Raw genomic sequence first — 24,439 nt, forward strand, 5'->3', positions numbered from 1 at the left:
TGACATACGGTTAACGGAAATGGCTCTCGAACCGCTACAGCAGCGTCAGGCCGTCGATGAGCGCTCCGCGCCACCACGCATAATCATGACCGCCGGTATAAATGGCGCAGCGGCTATCGACTCCCGCGGCGAGCAGCCGCTGGTGCAACTGCTGCACGTGCGGAACCGTCGAACCTTCTAACGATCCTACGCATAGCCGAACGCGTACCGTCTGCGGAGGCATAGAGAGCAGGTGCTCGCTTACCCACGAGGTATCGCTGGCGGAAAACAGAAAAGGACGGCCATTGCCGTCCGGCGTCCACCACATCGACGGAGAGTGGCATAGCACCAGACCGAAGGTTTCCGGCGCATCCCGGGCCGCTATCAGCGCGGTCACGCCACCGAGGCTCTGCCCCGCCAGCACTGTCTGCGAACGGCCCGCCCAGCGCCGGTGCGCCTGTTCCGCCAGAATCTCCGGCAGCAGGCGCCCGGCAATATCGAGCACCAGTTCGCGGCGTCCGCCGAGAATGGCGGTACGATCGCGCTCATCGATGTTATCCACGCCGAGGATAGCTACGGGCGGGATACGGCCATTCCTGATGGCGGCGTCAATCGCCGGCGCAACCCCGACGTGATCAAACCAGGTTTCGGCATCCGGCAGCACCAGCAGCCCGAGAGGCTGCGATACGGGCACGTCCGGGAGGTAAAAGCGCACGCGGCGCTGTTTCCCGGCAATAAGCCGTTGTGAAACGCTCAGGCTGCCGGAAAAAATATGCGGTTCCCCCGCCCATTCATCTTGCGCCGGCGCCATGTCGAGCGCCAGAACCGACTCCTTCGCACTCCCCCGCACGTTAATCCCCGGCGTCTTATTCAGCGGATCGGCCTGCCCACTCAGCGTTGAGAAGCGCCCACCCAGCTGGGAAAGCACCTCGTCCGGGGTCTCCTGCGGAATTTCAACGATCGCGTACGAGCCGCAGTAGGTCGCCGGCAGGCGCAGAGTTAAGGTCCAGATATCACTGGACGGAAGGCGGCGCATGAGGCCCTTATCGACGTTGGTTTTATCCGTCACGCGGTTGAGGCGCACGTAAACCCCCTGCAGCGGCTTTTCCGCACGCCACAGGAACGTCACCTCGCGCTCATCGCGGTCGTCGGCCGCCCTGGTGACCAGCGGGATATTCATCGCGGCAACCTCGCGCCAGAACAGAGAGACATCCGGCAGGGAGCCTTCGGCCATCTGTCTAAGAAGAGTGGCCGCGGTGCGGATATCGGTTGGCGCTTCGGGCGGGGTATGTCTCATTTTCAGCATTCCATATCATTGAAAAGTTGTGTTTTTTCTTAACTATCGTTAACTACTGCGGCCGTTCAAAGAACGGCCGCAGTAGTTTATTCACGCGAAAGGGGCGGAATCATCGCTCCGCACGCAACGGTTATCCCACAATTTCCCCCGCGGTCTGGCGCGCTGCGCTGCCAGGGTCTGCGTTGCCAACGCTATCATGCCATAAACGGGCGTAGAGGCCATCCGCCGCAAGCAGTTCGTCATGCGTGCCATATTCCGCAATCCGCCCCTTGTCCAGGACGGCAATCCGGTCGCAGCGGCACGCGGTGGTGAGCCGATGCGCGACCACCAGCGCCGTTCTTCCTTCGGCGCGCGCGCCCTCCGTCAACGACGTCATTAAGGTCTCTTCGGCGGTCCGATCCAGCCGCGACGTGGCCTCGTCGAGCAGCAGAACGTGCGCACTGGCAAGCTGGGCGCGGGCTAACGCGATCAGCTGACGCTGACCGGCGGAAAGATCGGCGCCGCCGTTATTCACCGGCGTACGGAACCCCTGCGGCAGCGAACGTACCATGTCAAACAAACCTGCCCGCCGAGCCGCGTTTTCCACCTCGGCATCGCTGCCAGATGGCCGCGCATAGCGGATATTCTCCGCAATATCGCCGCTGAACAGCGCTACATCCTGATCGACCAGCCCCACCTGCATGCGGTAATCCGCCAGGGAGATCTCATCGACGCCGTGTTCGCCGATGCGGATCCGCCCGCCGGTGGGAACATAGAGGCCGGCAATCAGCTTGATCAGCGTTGACTTGCCCGCGCCGCTGCGTCCCACCACCGCCACCACCGTTCCTTGCGGAATGGAAAGGGTGAGCTTATCCAGCGCGGGCTCGTCGCTGCCCGGATAGCGAAACGTTACCTCTTCCAGATTCAGCGCGCCTCTGACCGACGCCGCCGCTGTCGGCTCGACTGGCTCCACCCCCTCGGTCGCCAGCAGTTCATCAATATGTTTACCGCTGGCCGTCGCCTGCTGCCAGGAGTCCACAATACCCGACAGCTGCTGGACCGGACCATAGAACTGCCCCAGCAGCAGGAAGAACGCCGCCAGCACGCCGGCGGTCATCTCGCCATCGGCGACGCGGGTGGCTCCCACCAGCAGCACGGCGGCATAGGACGCCTCGGTACAAAACGTGAGGAAGGGAAAGTAGACGGCAAGATATTTTTGCGCCCGCACGCGGGTGGCGCGAAAGCGGTCCGACAGCGCGTGCAGCTTTGCCGACTCCTGCGCCTGCTGACCGTGAGACTGCACGACCCGCAGACCGGACACTTTCTCCTGCAGCGTGCTGTTGACTTTCCCAATCTCAAGGCGAGCCTGGGCATACGCAGGGGAGCTCAGGCGGCGATAAATCCACGTCGCCAGCACGACGACCGGCACCGCGCTTAGCGCCGTCAGCGCCAGGATCGGATCGAGCCAGAACATCGCCGCCGCAATGGCGACGATCGTCACCAGGCTGGTTGCCGCGCCGGCGAGACCATTTTGCAGGAACCGGGCAAGCGCATCGACGTCGACCGTCATACGGGTAAGCCGGGAGTCGACATTTTTCTCGTGGTAAGGCAGGCCAAGCCGCAGCAAATGCCCGAAGCTACGTAAGCGTACCGTATGCTGCACCGATTCCGCCGCTCGCGCCGCAAACACCGTCTGCAGGGCATAGCAGCACCAGCTAATGGTCACCAGACAGAGCGCGAGCAGGGCGCAAATGCCGATCGTGGACAGATCGCCGGCGGCCACGCCGGAGTCAATACCGCGCTGAAGCAGCACAAGGACGCCGACGCCCGCGGCTGAATCCAGCGCGATCAGCAGTGCGGCAATGGCAAACATCCATGCGACAGGCGACAGAAGCGACGACACGCGTTTTCCCTGGCCTGCCAACGCCAGCTGCACCGCCTTATCCGGCACGCGGGTCATGCGCGCAACAAAACCTTTCTCCTCGGCCGCCGGTCTCTCCGCTGCCACCTCGTCCTCCGGAGCGGACGGGGTCGGCCACAGTTCGACATGCGAGGCCACAGGCTGTTCCAGGGAATCGCCCGCCCCTGACATCAGCGCGCGAAACGCCGGGCAGCGAGCCTCAAGCTGCGCCTGCGTCCCCATATCCACCACCTCTCCTTTGTCCAGCACCACAATCCGGCTGGCCAGCTGCAGCGTTGAGCGGCGGCGCGCAATCACCAGCAGCATATGCCGCTCGTCCGCATAGCGTCCCAGGGCAGCATTGATCTCCGCTTCGGTGCCGGCATCAACCGCCGAGGTGGTATCGTCGAGAACCAGTACTCCCGGCGCGGTGATCAGCGCCCGGGCCAGCGCAATACGCTGCCTTTGCCCGCCGGAGAGATTGGTGCCGCGCTCGCTGAGGCGGGTTTTAAAGCCCTGCGGCAGCACCGAGATAAAGCCGGTGGCGCCGGCCGCATCGGCGGCCCGTCGTATGTCTTCGTCCGTCGCCTGCGGGTGGCCGTAGGCAATATTCTCCGCCACCGTCCCGGCAAACAGAAAAGCGTCCTCAAACACTACGCCAACGGCGCGGCGCAGCTCTTCCAGTTTGAGATCGCGGATGTTCTGTCTGCCATCTGCCGTATTGATCCACAGGTTGCCGGCGGTGGCATCGTAAAAGCGCGCGAGCAGCATCAACAGCGTTGATTTGCCCGAGCCTGACGCCCCGACCACCGCCACCGTTTCACCGGCGCGTAGGGAAAACGAAACGTCCTGCAGAACGCCCGCGCCGCTGCCGTAGCGAAAGCTCACCTGCTCCAGCTCCAGGCCAACGACCTGCCCGTTGACGGACTGCGTCCCATCCACCATCTGCGACCGAGTGTCGATCAGAGAGAAAACGCGCTCTACCGACGCCTGGGTGCGCTGGGCGATGACCAGAAACGAAGCCAGCACGCGGGTCGGCCCGGTGAGCATCGCCAGGAAGCTGGCGAAAGCGACGAACGTACCGAGGTCAATTCGGCCGTTCATCACCGACCAGCCGCCGAAACAGAGCAGCACGATTTGCCCCAGTACCGGCAGCGCCAGCATGGTCGCCCCCGGCATCGCCTGTGAGATAGCGGCGCCGATGCGTACGCGAACCATCTGCCGCGACTGACGATCCAGCCAGCGCGTCTCGCGCAGCTCCGCCACGCATGACTTCACCACCGAGATCTGGGTCAGCACCTCGCGCATATGTTCCGTCAGGTGAGCCAGCCTGTCGGAAGCCAGCCCCGTCTGGGCAAAAACGCGACGGCGGGCGCGTAGCGCGGTAACGGCCAGACAGGCCAGCACGCCGACGACAATCAGCGTCATCGCCGGCGACATCCACAGCATCACCGCGATGCCGGCGACGTAGTAGGTGAAAACCGCGAGGGGAACAGGACACATCTGTAGCAGGTTATGCATCTGCTGCAGATCGCTGTTGGTGCGTGAAATCACCTGCCCGGTGCGCAGGGCGTCCTGTCCGGCGCCATCCAGTTTCTGGATACTGTCGAAGGCCCTTCCCCGCAGGGTATGCTGAACCCAAAGCGAGAGTTCCCCGGCGTATCCGCGCCGCACGTAGTTGCCGATAAAATCAAAAAGTCCAATCAGCAACAGGCCGCAGGCAAGCCACGGCAGCCGGGTCGGGTTACCCGCCAGCGCATCGTTAACCGCCTGGCGGGTCAGCAGCGGCGTCAAGGCGGCGAGAACGATCGTCGCCACCGATGCCACCACCACAATAAGGCTAAGTTTCTTACGTTCCCAACACACGCCGGCGAGGCGAACTATCCAGGAGCGGGCGGGCATGGGAGAGTGAGATGCAGGCATCAAGCCTCCTTCATCGATAAAAAGTGGGATCCCTCAATACGACGGCGACAAACCGCCGCCGGAAAGATCCGCGCAAAAAATTGCGCCAGCGCGGCATTCTGCGGCCCCGCAGCGGGAGAAAAACAGAAGCGTTCGCCCTGACGCAACGTCATCATCAGCAGACAGCGATCAGCCGCGTTGCAGCCGGGCGACCAGGTTATTCGCCACCTCGGACGGAGTGGCTTGCGCCGCCATTTCTGCGGCGACTTCCTCTGACGCTGTACGAAGCGCGCGGTTGCCGAGGAAATCGTTAATCATTCCGCTGGTCAGCCCACCATCGCCGGGGATGATCCCGCACCCGCGTTCCACAACCGCGCGGGCGTTGACCGGACGATCGGCGCCCTGGCCAAACACGATCTGCGGTATCCCGGCGTGCAGGGCCGTCAGAGTGTTTCCCGCCCCGCCGTGGTGAATGAAGCCATCGGCGCCGTTGAGAAAGACCCCCATCGGGATCCAGTCGACAAGGCGTACATTTGGCGGCAGCGTTCGCAAATCAGACCGCGCATTCGCGGACAGATGAAGAATGATATCGGCATCCACCTCGCCGGCGGAGTCCATGACCCATGCAATCAGATCCAGGCCATCGACCATCGGTTTGACGGTCCCCAGGCTCACCAGCAGGCGTTTGCGATCCGGCGTCCTGTCCCACCATTTTTCCCAGACGGCGCCCCCGTTGTAGGGGACGTACTGCATAGAAATAATCGGCTCCCCTTCATTTTCCAGAATGCTCATACTCGGCGGCGTCACGTCGATCCACGCCATATCCCGCGGCGGCTGGTCGACGCCGTGGCGGCGATAGGCGTCCGCCAGCGATCGCGTCACGCCTTTGATATGCCACGGGGTATGACCGAAGCCTACGGTTTGCATCACTACCGGAATGCCATATTTGGCGGCAATTAGCGGCCCGACAACCCCCAGCGGCGGGTAGACAATCAGGTCGGGCCGCCAGTGTCCGGCGAACTCCACCAGCTGGTCGGCCATCTCCTCGCTGAAGAAAGAAAAGTTCCCCATTTTGGTACCGATGTTGCTTTCCTTTCGTAACGCTTCCCGGCGGCGATAGTCGGCTTCGGAATCAAAACCAGGCGCGGCGTCAAACACCACCAGCCCCGCTTCTGCCGCTTTCTGCGCAAATTTTCCGCCACTGGCGATCAGCACTTCGTGACCATCGACGCGAAAAGCCTGAGCAAGAGACAACACCGGGTACAGCAGCCCATATAAAGGTGGGCCCACAAACAGAATACGCATGAGAAAATCCCTCTCCGCTTGACTAACTGAAGTCTGGAAATTGACGCAGTCGCTCTGCGGCCAGGACGGCGATATATTTTTCATCAGGCCGCCGCCCGGCGTCAGAACCTGCGTCAGAGTAGGTTTCGCCAGAGGCAGGTCGCCGGCTTCCCGATGCCGCAGCCAGTGCGGACCTTCGGCTCCCGGAGACCTCCGCTGGCGAATCGGGCTTTCCGTGTCCCGACTACCGGTAACGCCTGAGCGTCATTGTCCTCAAACAACCAGAAACGGCGCCGTGCTGCCTGGCGCCGATCTGGCCTTGCGCATCCGCCGGGCACAGAGATCGGTCAACGAGTTTTTGCTGTGTCGGTTATTCCTGCTGACAAAACCTGTTGCCATCATCCTGATGGCGTCAGCATGCGCTCGCCGACAAGAGAAGAGATACCGTTGATCAATCGCCCCGCTTCCCTCGCGACCTCTGCTATAACCTTGCCAGATAAAAGCCCAATAACGAATGCTAATGATAATGATTACCAATATCATTAGCATTATCAATAATAATCAGAGATTAATGGATTTGAGCGGTGAATATTAGGAATTATCCCCCCTCTTAAAAATAAGGGAATGCGCAGTTTCTTCAGGGGGTCAGGAGGACCAAATGCGGGGTGTCATCCGAGGAGTATAGTATTGATAACGAAATAAGCGGGTTGATTTTCTGAGGGCTAATTTTTCGCGTTCCACTCGTCCATTTCGACGCAACGAGGGTCATTGATTTGAGCTCGCGGGAGATATACGCCATCACGATAGAACAGGCTTTCGCAGCAAGAGATGGGGAGCGTCGACCAGGCTCGCCGTCCGTCCTCCCCCTCCAGGATAATCAGGTCGTTCAGAACGGCGTGCGCCGGTACTGTCGATATACCGGATGCCAGAAGTTGTCCGCAATACGTGCCCGCAGCGTCTCTTCTGGCAGCACGGGGGCAACGCCGTCCTGCTGCGCCGCCTGCGCTACGCGAATCGCAATATGTTTGGTGATCGACTGAATATCCGAGATGTCAGGCAGCAGCGGCCCCGAACCGTGAAGCGCCAGCGGAGAGTGCTCCGCCAGCGTTCGGCTTGCCGCCATCAGCATCCCTTCCGTCACCCTCCGGGCCTCGCCGATCGCAACCCCAAGCCCGATGCTGGGAAAGATATAGACGTTATTGCATTGCGCAATGGGGTAGCTTTTCCCCTGCCGCTGCACGGGTTTAAAGGGACTACCGGTCGCGACGATCGCCTGCCCGTCGGTCCAGGCCAGAATATCTTCCGGCCGCGCCTCGACCCGGGAGTCCGGATTAGAGAGCGGCATGATAATCGGCTGCCGGCAATGACGATACATCCCGGCTATCACGGCTTCGTTGAACAGACCGGGCTGGCCGCTTACGCCAATCAACACCGTCGGCTGCGCGCGGCGCATCACCTCCAGCAGGCCGTAATTACCGTCCTTACCCTCCCACTCCTCCAGACGGCTACGCGGCTGGCCGAGGCGTAGCTGGAAGGCGAGGAGCCCCGCCTGATCTTGCGTGAGCAGGCCTGCGCGATCGACCATATAGATCCGCGCCCGGGCCTGGGCGTCGCTTAAACCTTCGGCAACCATCTGCGTCACAATCTGTTCGGCAATCCCGCATCCTGCCGACCCGGCGCCAAGGAACACCACCGTCTGTTCACACAGCGCCCGTCCGCTTGCCCGGCTCGCCGCCAGCAGCGCTCCCAGGGTTACCGCGGCGGTTCCCTGGATATCATCGTTGAAACAGCACAGCTCATCGCGGTAGCGCTCCAGCAGGGGCATCGCCGCCTGTTGGGCAAAATCTTCAAACTGCAGCAGCACCTCCGGCCAGCGGCGCTTCACCGCGCGAATAAAGCGGTCGATAAACTCAAAATAGTCTTCACCGGTAATGCGCGGATGGCGGCGCCCCATGTACAGCGGATCGTTGAGCAAGCGGGAATTATTCGTTCCGACGTCGAGAAAAATGGGTAACGTATGTTCCGGGCTGATGCCGCCGCAGACCGTATACAGGGACAATTTGCCGATCGGAATCCCCATACCGCCCATCCCCTGATCGCCGAGGCCTAAAATACGCTCGCCGTCGGTAACCACGATAACCCGAATATTTTGGCGGGAGGCGTTGTGCAGAATATCATCGATACGATCGCGATCTTCCCATGCAATGAACACCCCGCGCGGGCGACGGAACATCGCCGAGAAATGCTCGCAGGCTTGTCCAACTACCGGGGTATAAATGATCGGCATCATCTCCGGTAAATAGCGCTCGATAAGATGATAAAACAGCGTCTCATTAATATCCTGGATATTGCGTAAATAGATATGGCGGGCAATATCCGATTCAATATCCTGAAACTGCTGCCAGGCGCGCTGCACCTGCTCTTCGATGGATTCGACCGCCGCCGGAATCAAACCATGCAGATTAAAATTATCGCGCTCGGCCTGGGTAAAACCGCTTCCTTTATTTAATAAAGGCGCTTCAAGCAGCAGCGAACCGGCATACGGAATATACAGCGGATGTTCCCTTGGTTCATTTTCCATAACAAGATCCTGTGGCTAAAGTGACGAAATATTGATATTCAAAACAGGAGATAGTTGGCCGCCAGCATGGCGATAATGCCGCCGATAGCGGGAATGAGCGTCCGGCGGACGATAGCAAATGGCGAACACTCTCCGGCCTTACTGACGGCGATGATAATTCCAGCGACCGGAGAGATAGAGCGTCCCATGCCGGCCATCATCTGCATCGGCAGGATCATTTTTACCGCGCTTTCACCAAAGGTCTTTGCAATAGAAGGAGCCATACCGGAGAAGGAGAAGAAGGCCGCCACGCCGGAGCCGGTGAGCACGGCGGTCACGCCGACCAGGGCGGTCATGACCAGCGTCATGCTGGCAAAACCAAAACCGGCGTTGCGTACGGCGTCGAGTAAATAGTCGATAGCGCCAATCTTTTGCATCCCCTGGGCATAAATATCGGCGCACACCAGCAGCGAAACGATGCTGGTAAACATGCTGCCCATCCCTTTAAAAAAGCTCTGCACGCCTTTACAGCTGGCGCGAAAATCCCGTGTCACCGCCAGCTCGCAGACAAAGGCCAGCAGCGTACCGACGATCATCGCGGTAACCACATCAACCTTAACCGAGGTGATGACTAACGGGCTGAATACCAGCACCAGTATCACGGGAAAGACCGGAAGAATGGCGTAAAACGTCAGCGCCCGCGGCCCGGCTTCGCTGACGCTCTCCTGCGCCACCAACGCCTCGCCTGGATAATGCCCCTCTTTTTTGTCGTAATATTTCGCGGTGAAGAAAATCAGCACCGCTACCGCCAGCATCACGGCCAGCGCCACCGGCATCTGGTAGTGGGCAAAATAGACCGCCGCCTCCATGCCGGCATGCTTAGCCGCGAGGTTAGCGGTGCCAACCGCCGGGCCTAAATCCATAAATGCGCACAGGCCGATCATCGAAGCCGCCGCCGCTTTGCTCACACCCAGACGCACCAGCACCGGGAAAAAGGTCACCAGCAGCAGCATCGCCAGCCCGGCGGCGCTGGAGATCGCCACGTGCAGTAGCTGAGCGCAAATATATCCCAGCGCAAGAATCACGTACGGAGCTTTAATTACCTGTAAAGGGCGAATGCAAACGTTCACCATCGCATTCGACGCCTTGATATGATCCATGTAGCTGGCAAAGCCCCCGGCCGCCATGATGATAAGCCCTATCCCCGCAACCTGGGTGGCCAGGGACTCTTTGGCAAATGCGAAAATATCGAGCCATATTGAACCTGTCGATTTCGCACTCCCGTAAAGAATGCTCTGTTGCGGATAAAACAGCGCCGTGACGGTCAGCAGCGTCAGACCGGCCAGCAGCAGAACCGTCTGGGGCTGAACGTTTTTGATGATTAACCATGCAGCAATAATGGTAATCACAATGGCGATTATAAATGCGATCATGGATGATATCCTTGTATGAAGCCGGGTAAGATATGAAATGCTTCGTTTCTGGTCGTGGGTTGTTTTTTTAGATGGCAACAGAGTAAATTTCGCGGACGGCGTAAAAAATGAGAAAATGATTTTCCCACAGCAAACTGTGCGCACGATCCCATAACCTGAAGCGTCCCTGCTGATGGCATTAGCGTAATACTTACTTATCTCTCTAACTATGAGATATTTCACAGAGAAATAAGTCTTCGGGGTCAATGAAATGCCGATTAAATCACCCTTAACGCTGGATGAATATAAAGCCAACACCGCGCATTTATCCGCTTTAACCGAGTCAGAACAGCGCCTGGATAACTATATCCGCGACCATTTTAATGAAATTCCCTATCACGGCATTGTCGATATCGCAAACAACGCGGCGGTCAGTAAAGCAACTATTGGGCGGTTTTTAAATAAACTCGGTTTCACCGGTTACGCGGCGTTCCGGCGCGTCGTTGAGGAGTCGCTGTCGCCACAAAAGATGATTTCCCCCTATGAGCTGGCCTCGCGCTCGCCGGCCAGAGACCACGTGGCAACCGAACAGGTGGTCACGGAGTTCAATAATAACGTGGCGGGCCTTTTTGCCAGCTTCAAAGAGAGTATCGATATCAACAGCCTGAATCAATTTATCGATATTATCCTCAACGACGAGCGTAAATTATATGTCGTCGGCCCCTCATCATCCCATGCGATGGCAACGCACTTCGTCACGCTCATCAAGTATTTTCGCGATCGCGTCACGCTATTATCGCTGGATGCCGGAGAATTACCAAAATCGTTGCTAAACCTGACCGATAACGACGTTTTGATCGTTTTCTCATACTATCGATTTAATAATATGGCGCTACGCATCGCCGAATGGTTTCGCAGTAAAAAAGCGCTGGTAGTGCTGATCACCAATTCTGAATCCAACCCCTACGGGAAATTTTGCAATCTGCAATTCGTGTTACCAAGCGATACTCATTCGGTATTTAAAAGTCGGATCATTGGTTTTTTCTTTATTGAGCTGACGCTGCATCTGGCCTATGAAAAAGGCGGCGGGGAAGGCAATTTTGAACAGCTGGAAGATCTTTTCGGCTTTTTTGAAACCTTCTCATCCGGTACCTGAAGGGCCACCGGATGAGCAGAAATCGCCGATCAGACCGGGGGGGATAGCTGACGATCGAAGGCATCGATCGCTTCATCGATTAACGCATCGTTGCTGCCAAGCCAGCTGGTCGGTTCGCAGGCCTCGCGGATCTCCTCCTCGGACAGGAGATCGACGATCGCCGGACATCCTGTGAGGGTCTCGCGCAGGTTCTGCGATCCGTCCGCCTGGTTTAGCAGGTTTTTCAGCATATTGTATCCCTCACTGCGGCCAACCTTTTCTGCCAGCTTCATGGAGACGGATTCAGACATAATAAAGTGATGCGAGGCGCTGAAGTTCTCACGCATCTTAGCGGTATCCACTACCAGATGACGAATCAGGCGTTCGCCGCGCTCAAGGCTGGTCGCAAGACATAGCGCCGCTTCCGGCACCAGCGTCCAGTTCAGCACCCGGGCGGAGGCGGAACGGACGTCATGCTGATCGAGCAGGTTTGGCGCGCCTGAGGAGTACATCCAGCCCATGCGGGCCAGCGTCTGTATCATATTGCTGGAGCGCGGGTTGGTTTTATGCGGCATCGCGCTGGAACCGCCGCCGCCTTCCCCTTCCCGCAGCTCGGCAATCGGCGTGCGCCCCAGCGTCTCGACGTCATTGGCGATCCGGCATAGCGTGCCGTGCACGAGGGCGAAAAACTGCACCACCTCAACGACGTTATCCTGGCTGGCGTTCATGGCGCCTGATGGACAGCTTAATCCCAGCTCGCCCATCAAACGGTTGCGAATAGTCAGCCCCTGCGCGCCGACCGACGCCAGGTTACCCACCGCTCCGCCAAATAAACCGGTTGTCGCCGTCGCGAACAGATTATCCAGACGCCGCAAATGCCGGGTCAGCTCTCCCAGATAGCCGCTTACCTGCAGCCCCCACGTGGTAGCCGATGCATCTATCGAATTGGTACGCGCCACCATGACGCTGTACTTATGCTCTACTGCCATCTCTTTGAGCGCGTTTCCCAGCCCGATCGTCAGGCGCCGCAGCAGCGTCAGCGTCTGATGAAGACGCATCGCCAGTCCGGTATCCAGAAGATCCTGGGTGGTGCAGCCCCAGTGCAGATATTTTTTCACCCGCGGCGTCCCGGCATCGGCAATCTGATCGATTAGCGGCTTGATTGGCATACCCACGCTGCGGGTCTCCTGGGCAAGGCGGTCCCAGTCAAGGGAAAGCGTCCGGCAGGTTTCGCCAATATCATCCGCCGCCTGCTGCGGAATAATCCCCAGCTCTGCCTGAACGCGCGCCACGGTCGATTCGAACGTTAGCCAACAGCGAATCAGATTTTCATCCGACCAGATAACCTTCATCTCCGATTGGGTAAACAGAGAGGAATAGAGTTCTGAATCAAATACCGAACTTTGACTACCTCGCATCATTAACTCCTGTATGGATTGCGCCCTTACCAACAGCATGGCGCCATTTTGCAACAACCGAATGGTTTTCTCTATCTGCGCCGATTGTGCGTTAAATAATTAAGCGGAAAAATGGGAAAGTTTATTTCCCGCAGTCGCGCCCGGATCCCCCTGCTGGAATGTGAGCGGCTTAACAAATCCACCCTGATTTACGCCATTACGGCGGTTAAAATAATTATCCCCCGCGCCGTCGAGGGATTTATTCGCAGCAAAAAGAGGCGAGTTTATGACAATTTGTGTTTAAGCTCACAATTGGTCATGAGAAAAAATGTTTCCCCTATTTCCCGCCGCCGTTCAGGTTTAAAAAAAACGCGTACTCCCAACAATAGAACATAAACCGTTACCTCACTCCTTCTCTGGCCCGAGGATCCTATGCATATAACAACGAAAGCCATCATCATTGGCGCATTAATCAGTGTCAGCTATTCCGCTTCGGCAATGAACGTTTATAAAGATAACAAGAGCACGCTGGATATATATGGCAGGTTTGAATGGCAGCTCGCCCACGGCGACGCTTCATTCGCCGAAGACGATTCGCGCAGCCAGCTCGGCGGCCGCCTGGGGCTCTATTTAACGCATAAACTAGATCTATTAGATGAGACCAAAATAGTCGGTCGGGTTGAATGGCAGGTGCGAACTGAAAAAAACGATAATAAAACCGGAGATAAAGATCTGGACGCTCGCTATGCCTACCTCGGTCTTTCCCACAAGCGCTACGGTGAATTAATTGGCGGGCGCACCAAAAACCCGCTCTATCAGGTGATGAAAATGACCGACCGCTATAAAAACTTTACCCCCAACGTCTATAGCTACGGGATCACGACGATAGATAGCTCGTACCAGTTTAACCGCCAGGACGGCACCGTTCAGTGGAACGGCGATTTTGCCGGACATCAGCTCCAGCTGGCGTACGTGATGGGCAACGGTAATAGCGATACCGACGCCCTCGATGACGGCATGATGGCCAGCTATCGAAAAACCTGGTCATTGGCCGATCTGCAAATAACGCCGGCCATCGCCGCCAGCGAATATAAGCGTAAGGAAGGCGTCAAAACCACGGATGGGCGGAAAAAGCATACGCAATATCTCGGCGGGCTGCAGCTGGACTATGGCGATATTTCGCTCGCTACCACGGTAGGCCGTGTGGCTATCGCCCGCGATAATAATAGCGATAATGATTATACCAGTTTCGACTCTTTAGCCTCATGGAAATTTCAAAAAGTCAGATTCTTAGGAGGATATAGTACGCTGAATGAAGATGGCAAAAAATATGCCGAACGCCGGGGCTGGCGTGCCGAAACGCAATTAACCCTGGCGAAAGATATCTGGCTGTCTCTGAGCTATGTGAAGGAGTTAGCCAATAAAAATAAGCCAACCCATGACGATGCATTTATCGCCGGGCTGCGCTACGACTTTTAAGGATAAGTAAGATGAAAAAAGCACGTTATTTGCTGGCCGGCTACCTGTGCCTGTCAAGCCTCGCATTGGCTGATACCATTATTGCGCCCTCTCCACGGGCGATAATGGATGGCGAAAATAAAACCGTCGCAATATATGGCAACTCGTACACCCATTATAATAACAATGTGAATACTCGCCTGCGCGACCTCGCCCGCTCGCTGCTGCCCGAGCGCGGCAAAGGCTATGCGTATCGCGGTATTACCATCTCGACCGGACACCTGGGCTGGCATATCCCCAACCTACAGTTCCAGAACGGTCTGCAAAAATGGGACGTGGTCATCTTCCAGGGAAACTCGACGGAAGCTATCAGCAAAAAGGCCGCCACCCGGGAGTATTTTACCCAGTCGGCGATAACCATGGCGGACATTGCGCATAAAGCGAATGAAAAGGTCGTCTGGTTCATGACCTGGGCCAGCAAAAATAAACCGGAGCAGACGGATAAACTGGAAAAGGCCTATCTTGATATCGCCCGCCAGACGCACGGCTACGTGGCCCCGGTCGGCCTCGCTTTCGCGCGCGCCATTGCGCAGCATCCGGAGATAAATTTATACCACAGCGATGGCAACCACCCATCGCTGGCCGGCACCTACCTGACGGCCTGCGTGCTGTTTGCTACCCTCTATAATCAATCTCCGGTAGGCGGCGCCCTGCCCGTCGACAGCGATATGACCGAACAGACGGCCCGCGCCCTGCAGCAAACCGCATGGGATACGGTCGTCGCCTTCAGAGAACAAAAGTCATCATAGACCTTTGACCAGGGCCGGCGCACCCGGCCCTGCATCAATCCTCTTCCATCCGCTGATACTCTGCGCTGAGAAAATCCACCAGCGCGCGCACCGACGGCAATAGCCCGCGGCGGGAGGCAAAGACCGCATGGATCACTTCCCGCCGCGGCTGCCACTCATCAAGTACCACCACCAGCTCACCCGTCGCCAGCTTATCGCGCGCCATTAACAACGGCAGCTGCACGACGCCAATTCCGGCAATCGCCGCCTCACGCAGCGCCAGCATGTCGGTGGTCACCATTCGCGGCGTAAAGTAGATCTCCGCCCGCGCGCCCTGCGGACCGGTCAGCTGCCATTTATGCTGATGCCTGCCGGCGTCGAGGCTCAATCCCGGCCACCCGCTTAGCTCAGACGGCGCCCGCGGCTGCCCCATACGCGCCACCAGCGCCGGGCTGGCAAACAGCCGGTGTCCGCGATCGGCCAGCACCCGCATCACCAGATCGCTATCATCGAAGGGCCGCGGCCGCACGCGGATCGCAACATCGATCCCCTCGCCGACCACATCGACCCGCCGGTTAGTGGCCTCCAGCAGAATATTGACGCTCGGGTAGCGCAGCATAAACCGCGCCAGCATCGGCCCGACGTGGGCATGCAGCAAGGTGACAGGACAGGTCAGCCTGATGCTTCCGCAGGGTTCGGCCCGCAGCGTTTCAACCGTCTGCTGCGCCGCTTCCGCCTCGATCAGCATCGCTTTGCAGTGCTGATAGAAGGCCTGGCCGATCTCGGTTACCGCGAACTGCCGGGTGGTGCGATGAATCAGGCGCACGCCGAGACGCTCTTCCAGCTGGGCAATGCGGCGGCTTAGCTTCGATTTCGGCTGATCGAGCGCCCTCCCCGCAGCGACGAATCCGCCATGATCCACCACCTGGACAAACCAGGCTAAGTCGTTGAGATCCTGCATCCTTCCCCCGTTGTTCCATTTTTAGAACAGTATAGGTCATTTTTGCTATCTACCGGGCTACAGGTCGCGCATCTAAGCTTATTGACATCGCAGCACCTGCACAGGAGAGAGAGTAATGAAACAGATTACAGGCATCTATACCGCACCACCTCAGCACTGGGTCGGTGACGGTTTCCCGGTGCGTTCGCTGTTTTCTTATCAGACCCACGGCGAGCAGCTGAGCCCCTTCCTGCTGCTGGATTACGCAGGACCGCATAGCTTCCCGGCGGGGAGCGGCAAACGCGGCGTCGGCGAGCATCCGCATCGCGGGTTTGAAGCCGTAACCGTTGTTTATTCAGGCGAAGTTGAGCACCGCGACTCGACCGGCCGCGGCGGCGTGATTGGCCCCGGCGATGTGCAGTGGATGACGGCAGGCGCCGGGATCCTGCACGAAGAGTTCCACTCGGCGGAATTTACCCGTACCGGAGGCGAGCTGAAGATGATTCAGCTGTGGGTCAACCTGCCGGCCAAAGATAAAATGGCCGCGCCGGGATACCAGAGCATCACCGCTGACCTGATTCCCCGCGTCGCTCTGCCGAATAGCGCGGGCCACGTGCGGGTCATCGCCGGCCATTACGCCGACGCTTCCGGTCCGGCGCATACCTTCTCGCCGCTGAACGTCTGGGATATGCAGCTGACGCAGGGCCACGAGGTCGAGTTACGTCAGCCTGCCGGCTGGAGCACTGCGCTGGTTGTGCTTGAAGGTGAAGTCAGCGTTAACGACGCCGGGAACGCGCGCGAAGGCCAGCTGGTAGTGCTGAGCCAGCAGGGTGAAACGCTGTACCTCAGCGCTACCGCTGATGCCAAAGTCCTGCTGTTGGCCGGCGAACCGCTGGGCGAGCCCGTTGTCGGCTATGGCCCATTTGTGATGAACAGCAAAACGCAAATCGCGCAGGCGGTACGCGATTTTAATAGCGGCCGCTTTGGCCAAATCTGAGACGGCGGAGGGGAATAATATGTTTGCTCCTGCCAGCGTTAGCGATTCTGTTGCGGCGATGCCGACACGCTCAGGAAGCGATAAGCGTTAGCAAACGGTTTGATTCACAGCGTTAAAGTCACCGGCCTGGCGTTTTTTACCGGGGCGGTGTTCATTGCTTGAGCGAACGGTAAGGAAAGCATAAATACTGCTTGACCGTTTTAGCGCAACTCCCTATAGTACCGCCCCGTTGCCCACCCAAGGTGGGCAGCAAAACAATATGGTGAGGTGTCCGAGTGGCTGAAGGAGCACGCCTGGAAAGTGTGTATACGGCAACGTATCGGGGGTTCGAATCCCCCCCTCACCGCCATATTTAAGAAAGAGCTCGTACGCAAGTACGGGCTTTTTTTTCGCATATTGCACCCCACCGGGGGGATGAGAAGCCCCGACCGGGGTTCGACAGCTGGCAAAGCCAGCTGGACAGACCGCGAGCCTGCGAGCGGGCTGCCCGCAGGGCGAGCGAAGCGAGTCAATCCCCCCCTCACCGCCATATTTAAGAAAGAGCTCGTACGCAAGTACGGGCTTTTTTTTCGCATATTGCACCCCACCGGGGGGATGAGAAGCCCCGACCGGGGTTCGACAGCTGGCAAAGCCAGCTGGACAGACCGCGAGCCTGCGAGCGGGCTGCCCGCAGGGCGAGCGAAGCGAGTCAATCCCCCCCTCACCGCCATATTTAAGAAAGAGCTCGTACGCAAGTACGGGCTTTTTTTTCGCATATTGCACCCCACCGGGGGGATGAGAAGCCCCGACCGGGGTTCGACAGCTGGCAAAGCCAGCTGGACAGACCGCGAGCCTGCGAGCGGGCTGCCCGCAGGGCGAGCGAAGCGAGTCAATCCCCCCCTCACCGCCATATTTAAGAAAGAGCTCGTACGCAAGTACGGGCTTTTTTTTCGCATATTGCACCCCACCGGGGGGATGAGAAGCCCCGACCGGGGTTCGACAGCTGGCAAAGCCAGCTGGACAGACCGCGAGCCTGCGAGCGGGCTGCCCGCAGGGCGAGCGAAGCGAGTCAATCCCCCCCTCACCGCCATATTTAAGAAAGAGCTCGTACGCAAGTACGGGCTTTTTTTTCGCATATTGCACCCCACCGGGGGGATGAGAAGCCCCGACCGGGGTTCGACAGCTGGCAAAGCCAGCTGGACAGACCGCGAGCCTGCGAGCGGGCTGCCCGCAGGGCGAGCGAAGCGAGTCAATCCCCCCCTCACCGCCATATTTAAGAAAGAGCTCGTACGCAAGTACGGGCTTTTTTTTCGCATATTGCACCCCACCGGGGGGATGAGAAGCCCCGACCGGGGTTCGACAGCTGGCAAAGCCAGCTGGACAGACCGCGAGCCTGCGAGCGGGCTGCCCGCAGGGCGAGCGAAGCGAGTCAATCCCCCCCTCACCGCCATATTTAAGAAAGAGCTCGTACGCAAGTACGGGCTTTTTTTTCGCATATTGCACCCCACCGGGGGGATGAGAAGCCCCGACCGGGGTTCGACAGCTGGCAAAGCCAGCTGGACAGACCGCGAGCCTGCGAGCGGGCTGCCCGCAGGGCGAGCGAAGCGAGTCAATCCCCCCCTCACCGCCATATTTAAGAAAGAGCTCGTACGCAAGTACGGGCTTTTTTTTCGCATATTGCACCCCACCGGGGGGATGAGAAGCCCCGACCGGGGTTCGACAGCTGGCAAAGCCAGCTGGACAGACCGCGAGCCTGCGAGCGGGCTGCCCGCAGGGCGAGCGAAGCGAGTCAATCCCCCCCTCACCGCCATATTTAAGAAAGAGCTCGTACGCAAGTACGGGCTTTTTTTTCGCATATTGCACCCCACCGGGGGGATGAAAAGCCCCGACCGGGGTTCGACAGCTGGCAAAGCCAGCTGGACAGACCGCGAGCCTGCGAGCGGGCTGCCCGCAGGGCGAGCGAAGCGAGTCAATCCCCCCCTCACCGCCATATTTAAGAAAGAGCTCGTACGCAAGTACGGGCTTTTTTTTCGCATATTGCACCCCACCGGGGGGATGAGAAGCCCCGACCGGGGTTCGACAGCTGGCAAAGCCAGCTGGACAGACCGCGAGCCTGCGAGCGGGCTGCCCGCAGGGCGAGCGAAGCGAGTCAATCCCCCCCTCACCGCCATATTTAAGGAAGAGCTCGTACGCAAGTACGGGCTTTTTTTTTGCATATTGCACCCACCGGGAGGGATGAGAAGCCCCGACCGGGGTTCGACAGCTGGCAAAGCCAGCTGGACAGACCGCGAGCCTGCGAGCGGGCTGCCCTTCAGGGCGAGCGAAGCGAGTCAATCCCCCCTCACCGCCATATTTGAAGAAGAGCTCGTACTTGCGTACGGGCTTTTTTTTTCGCATATTGCACCCAGCCGGAGGTATGGCTTTATCACTCCTCCGCCAGTCCCCCGCTCTCTGACCTGACCGCTTCGCGGTGCATCCCTGCCCCACGAAGCGTCACACGTTTAGAAAGCCAGCGACGCCTGAACAAAGAAGGTACGCGGCTCGCCGACATATTTGCCGTAGTTATTATCCGTTGAACGCGTGTAGTAGCGCTGATCGAAAAGGTTTTTAACCCTGGCGCCCAGCTTCAGGTTGGACCACGACGGCCCCATGTCATATTCACCGCGCATATTCCACACCATATAGCCGGCAATATTACCGTACTGGCCATCATCGCTCTCCCGGGTGATATAACCGTTCCCGGCATCAGACGATCCCGGAGAATGCTGGCGCGATTGCGAATAGCCATCGACGTTCCACACCCAGCTGCCCGTCGCGTAGCGGGAGCCCACCGTCAGCACCTGGAGGGAATAGAATGGCAGATCTTTACCCGAAAACTCGCCGCTGACGGATACCGCGCGGGTATAGGTATAGGTGGAATAGAGGCTGAGCCCATCCAGGCTATGCGCCAATTCGCTGAGATCGTTGTTCAGCGCCAGCTCAACGCCCTGATTGCAGCTGTGCGCATCGGAGCTGGCGGCTATGGGGCTCTCCGCCACCCTTGAGCACGTGAGCCGCGCCAGCCCAACTCCCTGCTCCGACGTCGTGATGCGGGCGATCGCCGCAGCCGCCGAGCACCTGCAACTGGAATACCAGCGCCTGCCAAGCGGAGCCGGGCACGACGCGGTGTACGTCTCCCCGACGGGCCCGGTGGGAATGGTGTTTATTCCGTGCCTCGGCGGGCGCAGCCACTGCCCGGAAGAGTCGATTACCGAACAGCAGCTGGCGGATGGTGCGGCGGTGATGGCGCAAACCCTGCTCAACCTGGACCGCCAGCTGGCGGGCTAGTCCATCCGCAATCCCTCGCAAAGGAGCGGCACCGGCCGCTCCTCCCGCTATCCATAACTATTTAGTCTCGTTTCTCGCGACGGTGGAGCATCTGGCGATGCTCCGGCTTTGCTCACCTCCCCCGCCCCCCGGCTCCTCTTTGAGGTAGATTGCGGCCGCTGACAAATCTATACTTGGCGCACAATTTAATCCTAAGGCCTGGACATGACCTTCTCTTCCCCACAAAACAAACGCGGCGTGACGCCGGCTAAAGCCATGGTCGCGGCGATCAGCGGCTACGCAATGGATGGTTTCGACCTGCTGATCCTCGGCTTCATGCTGCCGGCAATCAGCGCTTCTCTGGCGCTCAGCACCTCTCAGGCAGGTTCCCTGGTGACCTGGACGCTCATTGGCGCAGTGCTGGGCGGGATTTTATTTGGCCATCTCAGCGATCGCCTCGGACGCATTCGCGTGCTGACCTTCACGATTCTGATGTTCTCCGTTTTTACCGGTCTGTGCGCGGTCGCCCAGGGCTATTGGGATCTGCTGGCCTATCGTACCCTTGCGGGTATGGGGCTTGGCGGCGAATTCGGTATCGGCATGGCGCTGATTGCCGAAGTCTGGCCGGCCCATAAGCGCAACCGCGCCTCGGCGTGGGTCGGCATCGGCTGGCAGCTTGGCGTGCTGCTTGCCGCCTTTATCACCCCGCTGCTGCTGGATATCATCGGCTGGCGCGGGATGTTTCTGGTCGGCCTCCTGCCGGCGCTGGTCTCATTTGCCATCCGCCGCGGGATGGGGGAACCGGAGGCGTTTACCAAAGATAGCCGCGTCGCGCAGGAAATATCGTTCACGTCGCGGATCAGGATGCTGTTTGCCGACAGCGCCACCTCGAAGGCCAGCATCGGTATCCTGATCCTGTGTTCGGTGCAGAATTTTGGCTACTACGGCCTGATGATCTGGATGCCCAGCTATCTCTCCTCCAGCTTTGGCTTCTCGCTGACCAAATCGGGGCTATGGACGGCGGTCACGGTGGTCGGAATGACCTTCGGCATCTGGCTGTTTGGCGTGCTGGCGGATCGCTTCTCGCGCTGGAAAATCTTCCTCATTTACCAGGTCGGCGCCGTGGTGATGGTGATTATCTACGCCCAGCTGCGCGACCCTACCGTCATGCTGTTTACCGGCGCCCTGATGGGGATGTTTGTCAACGGGATGATCGGCGGCTACGGGGCGCTGATCTCCGATACCTATCCGCTAAAAGTGCGCGCCACCGCGCAGAACGTCCTGTTTAACCTCGGGCGCGGCGTCGGCGGCTTCGGGCCGCTGGTGATTGGCCTGTTCGTCAGCCAGTGGTCGTTTACCGCGGCGATCACCCTGCTGGCCCTGCTCTATCTGCTGGATATTTTCGCCACCCTGTTCCTGCTGCCAAAAAAACAGGGCAACGAAGATGCGCTAGGGGCGATTGGCTAAGCCGCGAACCGCGCCGGCGGGCCGCAGAAAAAACAAAGCCCGGGTTTCCCCGGGCTTTGCACACCATGTAACCGCTAGTAGTAGGCTTTCAGCGCCCGCTGGCAGAGCATCGAGCGGACGCAGTCGTCGGTCGTAAAGCGAACGATACCGACCATCTCGTCTTCTTCAAAACGCGCCAGCGCATCGACCAGGCCAGACCTTACGCCAGAGGGTAAATCACACTGGGTAACGTCGCCGTTGACGATAACCGTCACGTTCTCCCCGAGGCGGGTCAAAAACATTTTCATTTGCGCGGCGGTCACGTTCTGAGCCTCGTCCAGAATCACAACCGCATTTTCAAATGTACGTCCGCGCATATAGGCGAACGGCGCGATTTCCACCTTGCCAATTTCCGGCCGCAGGCAGTATTGCATAAAGGAAGCGCCCAGCCTTCTCACCAGCACGTCATACACCGGGCGGAAATAGGGGGCGAATTTCTCGGCGATATCTCCCGGTAAGAAGCCGAGGTCTTCATCGGCCTGCAGAACGGGACGGGTAACAATAATTCTGTCCACGTCTTTATGGATCAGAGCCTCAGCTGCTTTCGCCGCGCTGATCCAGGTCTTCCCGCATCCGGCTTCGCCGGTGGCAAAGATCAGCTGTTTATTGTCAATGGCATTCAAATAATGCACCTGAGCGTCATTACGCGCTTCAATTGGCGACAAATCGCGGCTGTCCCGCGCCATACCAATTGCTTCTACGCCACTCATTTGCACAAGCGATGTGACCGATTCTTCTTCGCGCTGCTTATGGCTGCGCGAATCCTGTCTCAGCACACGTTTGGCCTCACGACGAGCTTTGGTCACTGCTTTTTGTCTTCCCATGGATAGCACCTTGCGTTGTTGGTTTACATCACACGCGTCAATATCGACGCGATTATGCGCACGAACGATTGAGGTTTGGCTTCCTTGTAAGCCATTGCTTGCCTGTCGAATTGACAACGGGTCGCGGCTACGCGCACCGCATACCCGGTCTGGGTTTAGGTTATCGGTGGTGACTGGAGAAAAATTCGAGGTGTGGGAATCGCGGCCGGAAGTCTGGCCCCCGTGCTGATGAGTACGGTAAGAAGATTTACATTTTCCGTTACAGCAATCGGGCATTCGCGATCTCCATAGTGAAACGACATCACTGCCGGGAACTACCGCGTCTGTAATAAGTACATCAAAAATAATTCTTAATGCAACTTATTTCTTACATATAGACAACAAATAATTCTCATCGCAGCTCAGAAGAGTTTCCGACAAATAGATTACAGAAAAATAACACAAGGCAGGAAATACAAAAAAAGAATGGAAAAACAGCAGAAAACGCCCTGCCCTTGCGGGCAGGAACGTCAGGCTTCAATCAGCGACTGCGCCAGGTAGTGCTGGCTATCCGCCACGCCCGGCAGCGCAAAGAAGTAGCCGCCGCCAATAGGTTTAATGTACTCCTCCAGCGCTTCGCCGTTGAGCCGCTTTTGCACCGTCAGGAAACCTTTTTCCAGATCGTGCTGATAGCAGACAAACAGCAGCCCCATATCCAGCTGTCCGGAGTTGGTCACCCCAAGCGAATAGCTGTAGCCGCGACGCATCATCAGGTTCGACTGCGTCTGCGGCGTGCGCGGGTTGGCGAGGCGGATGTGGCTATCGAGGGCGATAATATCGCCATCGGGATCCTTAGCGTAATCCGGCACGTCGTGCTCGTGCTGCATCCCCAGCGGCGCGCCGCTGTGCTTGTCGCGACCGAAAATCGTCTGCTGCTCTTTCAGCGGCGTGCGATCCCAGAACTCCACGTGGAACTGGATAATCCGCGCCGCCTGATAGCTGCCGCCCGTCGCCCACGCCGGTTCTCCCTGGCCGGCGGTGACCCATACCACCTCATCCATCAGCGCGCTGTCGGTGCTGACCGGGTTCGCCGTGCCGTCCTTAAAGCCCAGAAGGTTAACCGGCGTCTCTTTGCCTTTGCTCCGCGCGGCGCTATCGGAGATAAAACCCTCGCGCTTCCAGCGGACGCTCAGCAGATCCGGGGTATGCTTAATCACATCGCGCAGGGCGTGGATCACCGTATCCTGGGTGTTGGCGCAAATTTGCAGCAGCAGATCGCCGTGACAGAGCGCGGCATCCAGCGAATCGTTAGGAAAGCGCGTCATCTTCTGCAGCTTCTTCGGCGCGTGTTCCGCGAGCCCGTAGCGCTCGTCAAACAGCGAATGGCCGACCGACACGGTCATCGTCAGGTTATCCGGGGCGATCCACGGCCCAAGAATGCCCGAGTCCATCGGCGGCAGGCGCGGATTCGGCGTGTCCGGCGCCGGCCCGCCTTTGGTCAGGAAGGCAATCCGCTGGGTCAGCAGACGGAACAGGCGCTCGAGGTCGGCCTTATCGCTGGCCAGCACGTCGAAGGCCACCAGCATCATCGCGGCCTGCTGCGGGGTGAGGATCCCCGCCTGGTGCGGCCCATAAAAGGGCTGCGCCTCCATACGCGCGTTGGGCGCCAGCGTTCCCGGCGAGCTGGTGCTTTTGGCCGCATGGGCAACCGGACAGCCGCCGGCGATGGCCAGCGCGCCGCCTAGCGCGCCGATCCCTTTTAATAACCGACGACGTGAAGGCTCATTCACGTCGGATTGCTTCTGTTCTGCCATCGG

Annotated in this window: 16 protein-coding genes, 1 tRNA gene and 1 pseudogene; 7 read left to right on the top strand and 11 right to left on the bottom strand. The window is 58.7% G+C overall.

Translation table 11 applies throughout. The annotated features are described in order from the left end of the window. Positions 1–34 precede the first annotated feature (34 nt). The 6 genes from AC1M2H_RS17115 to dcuC form a co-directional block, all read right to left on the bottom strand. The gene (locus tag AC1M2H_RS17115) at positions 35–1,276 is read right to left on the bottom strand and encodes an alpha/beta hydrolase-fold protein (RefSeq protein WP_480148284.1); all 1,242 of its coding nucleotides are present in this window, start codon (positions 1,274–1,276) and stop codon (positions 35–37) included. A gap of 130 nt (positions 1,277–1,406) precedes the next feature. Beyond that, a complete protein-coding gene (iroC, locus tag AC1M2H_RS17120) occupies positions 1,407–5,078 on the bottom strand; it encodes a salmochelin/enterobactin export ABC transporter IroC (protein WP_480148285.1) in 3,672 nt (1,223 codons plus the stop codon). Further along, on the bottom strand, positions 5,078–5,233 hold the full coding sequence (locus AC1M2H_RS17125; RefSeq protein WP_480148286.1) for a hypothetical protein: 156 nt from the start codon (positions 5,231–5,233) through the stop codon (positions 5,078–5,080). The genes iroC and AC1M2H_RS17125 overlap by 1 nt, the downstream gene beginning before the upstream one ends. 13 nt (positions 5,234–5,246) lie before the next feature. Continuing rightward, positions 5,247–6,362: a salmochelin biosynthesis C-glycosyltransferase IroB gene (gene iroB, locus AC1M2H_RS17130; protein WP_480148287.1), complete on the bottom strand. Its 1,116-nt coding sequence runs from the start codon at positions 6,360–6,362 to the stop codon at positions 5,247–5,249. 865 nt (positions 6,363–7,227) lie between these two features. Continuing rightward, the gene (locus tag AC1M2H_RS17135) at positions 7,228–8,922 is read right to left on the bottom strand and encodes an NAD-dependent malic enzyme (protein WP_480148288.1); all 1,695 of its coding nucleotides are present in this window, start codon (positions 8,920–8,922) and stop codon (positions 7,228–7,230) included. A 38-nt stretch (positions 8,923–8,960) separates the two neighbouring features. Further along, complete coding sequence (gene dcuC, locus AC1M2H_RS17140; RefSeq protein ID WP_480148290.1) at positions 8,961–10,334, bottom strand: C4-dicarboxylate transporter DcuC; 1,374 nt, start codon at positions 10,332–10,334, stop codon at positions 8,961–8,963. Between the two features lie 250 nt (positions 10,335–10,584). Between dcuC and AC1M2H_RS17145 the strand changes: the two genes are divergently transcribed. Beyond that, positions 10,585–11,469 (top strand): MurR/RpiR family transcriptional regulator, encoded by an 885-nt coding sequence (locus AC1M2H_RS17145; protein WP_480148291.1) that lies wholly within the window; start codon positions 10,585–10,587, stop codon positions 11,467–11,469. Positions 11,470–11,498: 29 nt separating this feature from the next. On the opposite strand, the gene AC1M2H_RS17150 is transcribed toward AC1M2H_RS17145, so the two are convergent. After that, entirely contained in the window at positions 11,499–12,866 is a 1,368-nt protein-coding gene (locus tag AC1M2H_RS17150) for a class-II fumarase/aspartase family protein (protein WP_480151972.1), read from the bottom strand. Between the two features lie 411 nt (positions 12,867–13,277). Here AC1M2H_RS17150 and AC1M2H_RS17155 point away from each other — a divergent pair, with 411 nt between their 5' ends. Further along, the gene (locus AC1M2H_RS17155) at positions 13,278–14,324 is read left to right on the top strand and encodes a porin (RefSeq protein WP_480148293.1); all 1,047 of its coding nucleotides are present in this window, start codon (positions 13,278–13,280) and stop codon (positions 14,322–14,324) included. An 11-nt stretch (positions 14,325–14,335) separates the two neighbouring features. Beyond that, positions 14,336–15,112: a hypothetical protein gene (locus tag AC1M2H_RS17160; RefSeq protein ID WP_480148294.1), complete on the top strand. Its 777-nt coding sequence runs from the start codon at positions 14,336–14,338 to the stop codon at positions 15,110–15,112. A 34-nt stretch (positions 15,113–15,146) separates the two neighbouring features. On the opposite strand, the gene AC1M2H_RS17165 is transcribed toward AC1M2H_RS17160, so the two are convergent. Further along, positions 15,147–16,052, bottom strand: coding sequence for a LysR family transcriptional regulator (locus AC1M2H_RS17165; RefSeq protein WP_480148295.1), 906 nt, complete (start codon positions 16,050–16,052; stop codon positions 15,147–15,149). A 115-nt stretch (positions 16,053–16,167) separates the two neighbouring features. Here AC1M2H_RS17165 and AC1M2H_RS17170 point away from each other — a divergent pair, with 115 nt between their 5' ends. Together AC1M2H_RS17170 and AC1M2H_RS17175 are read left to right on the top strand one after the other, a co-directional pair. Continuing rightward, positions 16,168–17,028, top strand: a complete 861-nt coding sequence (locus tag AC1M2H_RS17170; RefSeq protein WP_480148296.1) for a pirin family protein — start codon at positions 16,168–16,170, stop codon at positions 17,026–17,028. A 261-nt stretch (positions 17,029–17,289) separates the two neighbouring features. After that, positions 17,290–17,377 (top strand) — tRNA-Ser (locus tag AC1M2H_RS17175). A 2,131-nt stretch (positions 17,378–19,508) separates the two neighbouring features. Here the strand turns inward: AC1M2H_RS17175 and AC1M2H_RS17180 are convergent. Then, positions 19,509–20,000: pseudogene (locus tag AC1M2H_RS17180) on the bottom strand (TonB-dependent siderophore receptor); the annotation flags it as partial. A gap of 28 nt (positions 20,001–20,028) precedes the next feature. Here AC1M2H_RS17180 and AC1M2H_RS17185 point away from each other — a divergent pair. After that, a complete protein-coding gene (locus AC1M2H_RS17185) occupies positions 20,029–20,334 on the top strand; it encodes a M20/M25/M40 family metallo-hydrolase (RefSeq protein WP_480148297.1) in 306 nt (101 codons plus the stop codon). A gap of 204 nt (positions 20,335–20,538) precedes the next feature. Then, the gene (locus tag AC1M2H_RS17190) at positions 20,539–21,780 is read left to right on the top strand and encodes an MFS transporter (RefSeq protein WP_480148298.1); all 1,242 of its coding nucleotides are present in this window, start codon (positions 20,539–20,541) and stop codon (positions 21,778–21,780) included. 74 nt (positions 21,781–21,854) lie between these two features. Here the strand turns inward: AC1M2H_RS17190 and phoH are convergent, their stop codons facing one another. Both phoH and efeB read right to left on the bottom strand, forming a co-directional pair. Beyond that, positions 21,855–22,643, bottom strand: coding sequence for a phosphate starvation-inducible protein PhoH (gene phoH / locus AC1M2H_RS17195; protein WP_283825819.1), 789 nt, complete (start codon positions 22,641–22,643; stop codon positions 21,855–21,857). Positions 22,644–23,152: 509 nt separating this feature from the next. After that, entirely contained in the window at positions 23,153–24,436 is a 1,284-nt protein-coding gene (efeB, locus tag AC1M2H_RS17200; RefSeq protein ID WP_480148300.1) for an iron uptake transporter deferrochelatase/peroxidase subunit, read from the bottom strand. Positions 24,437–24,439: the final 3 nt, after the last annotated feature.

Source organism: Klebsiella sp. F11, from assembly GCF_056712265.1.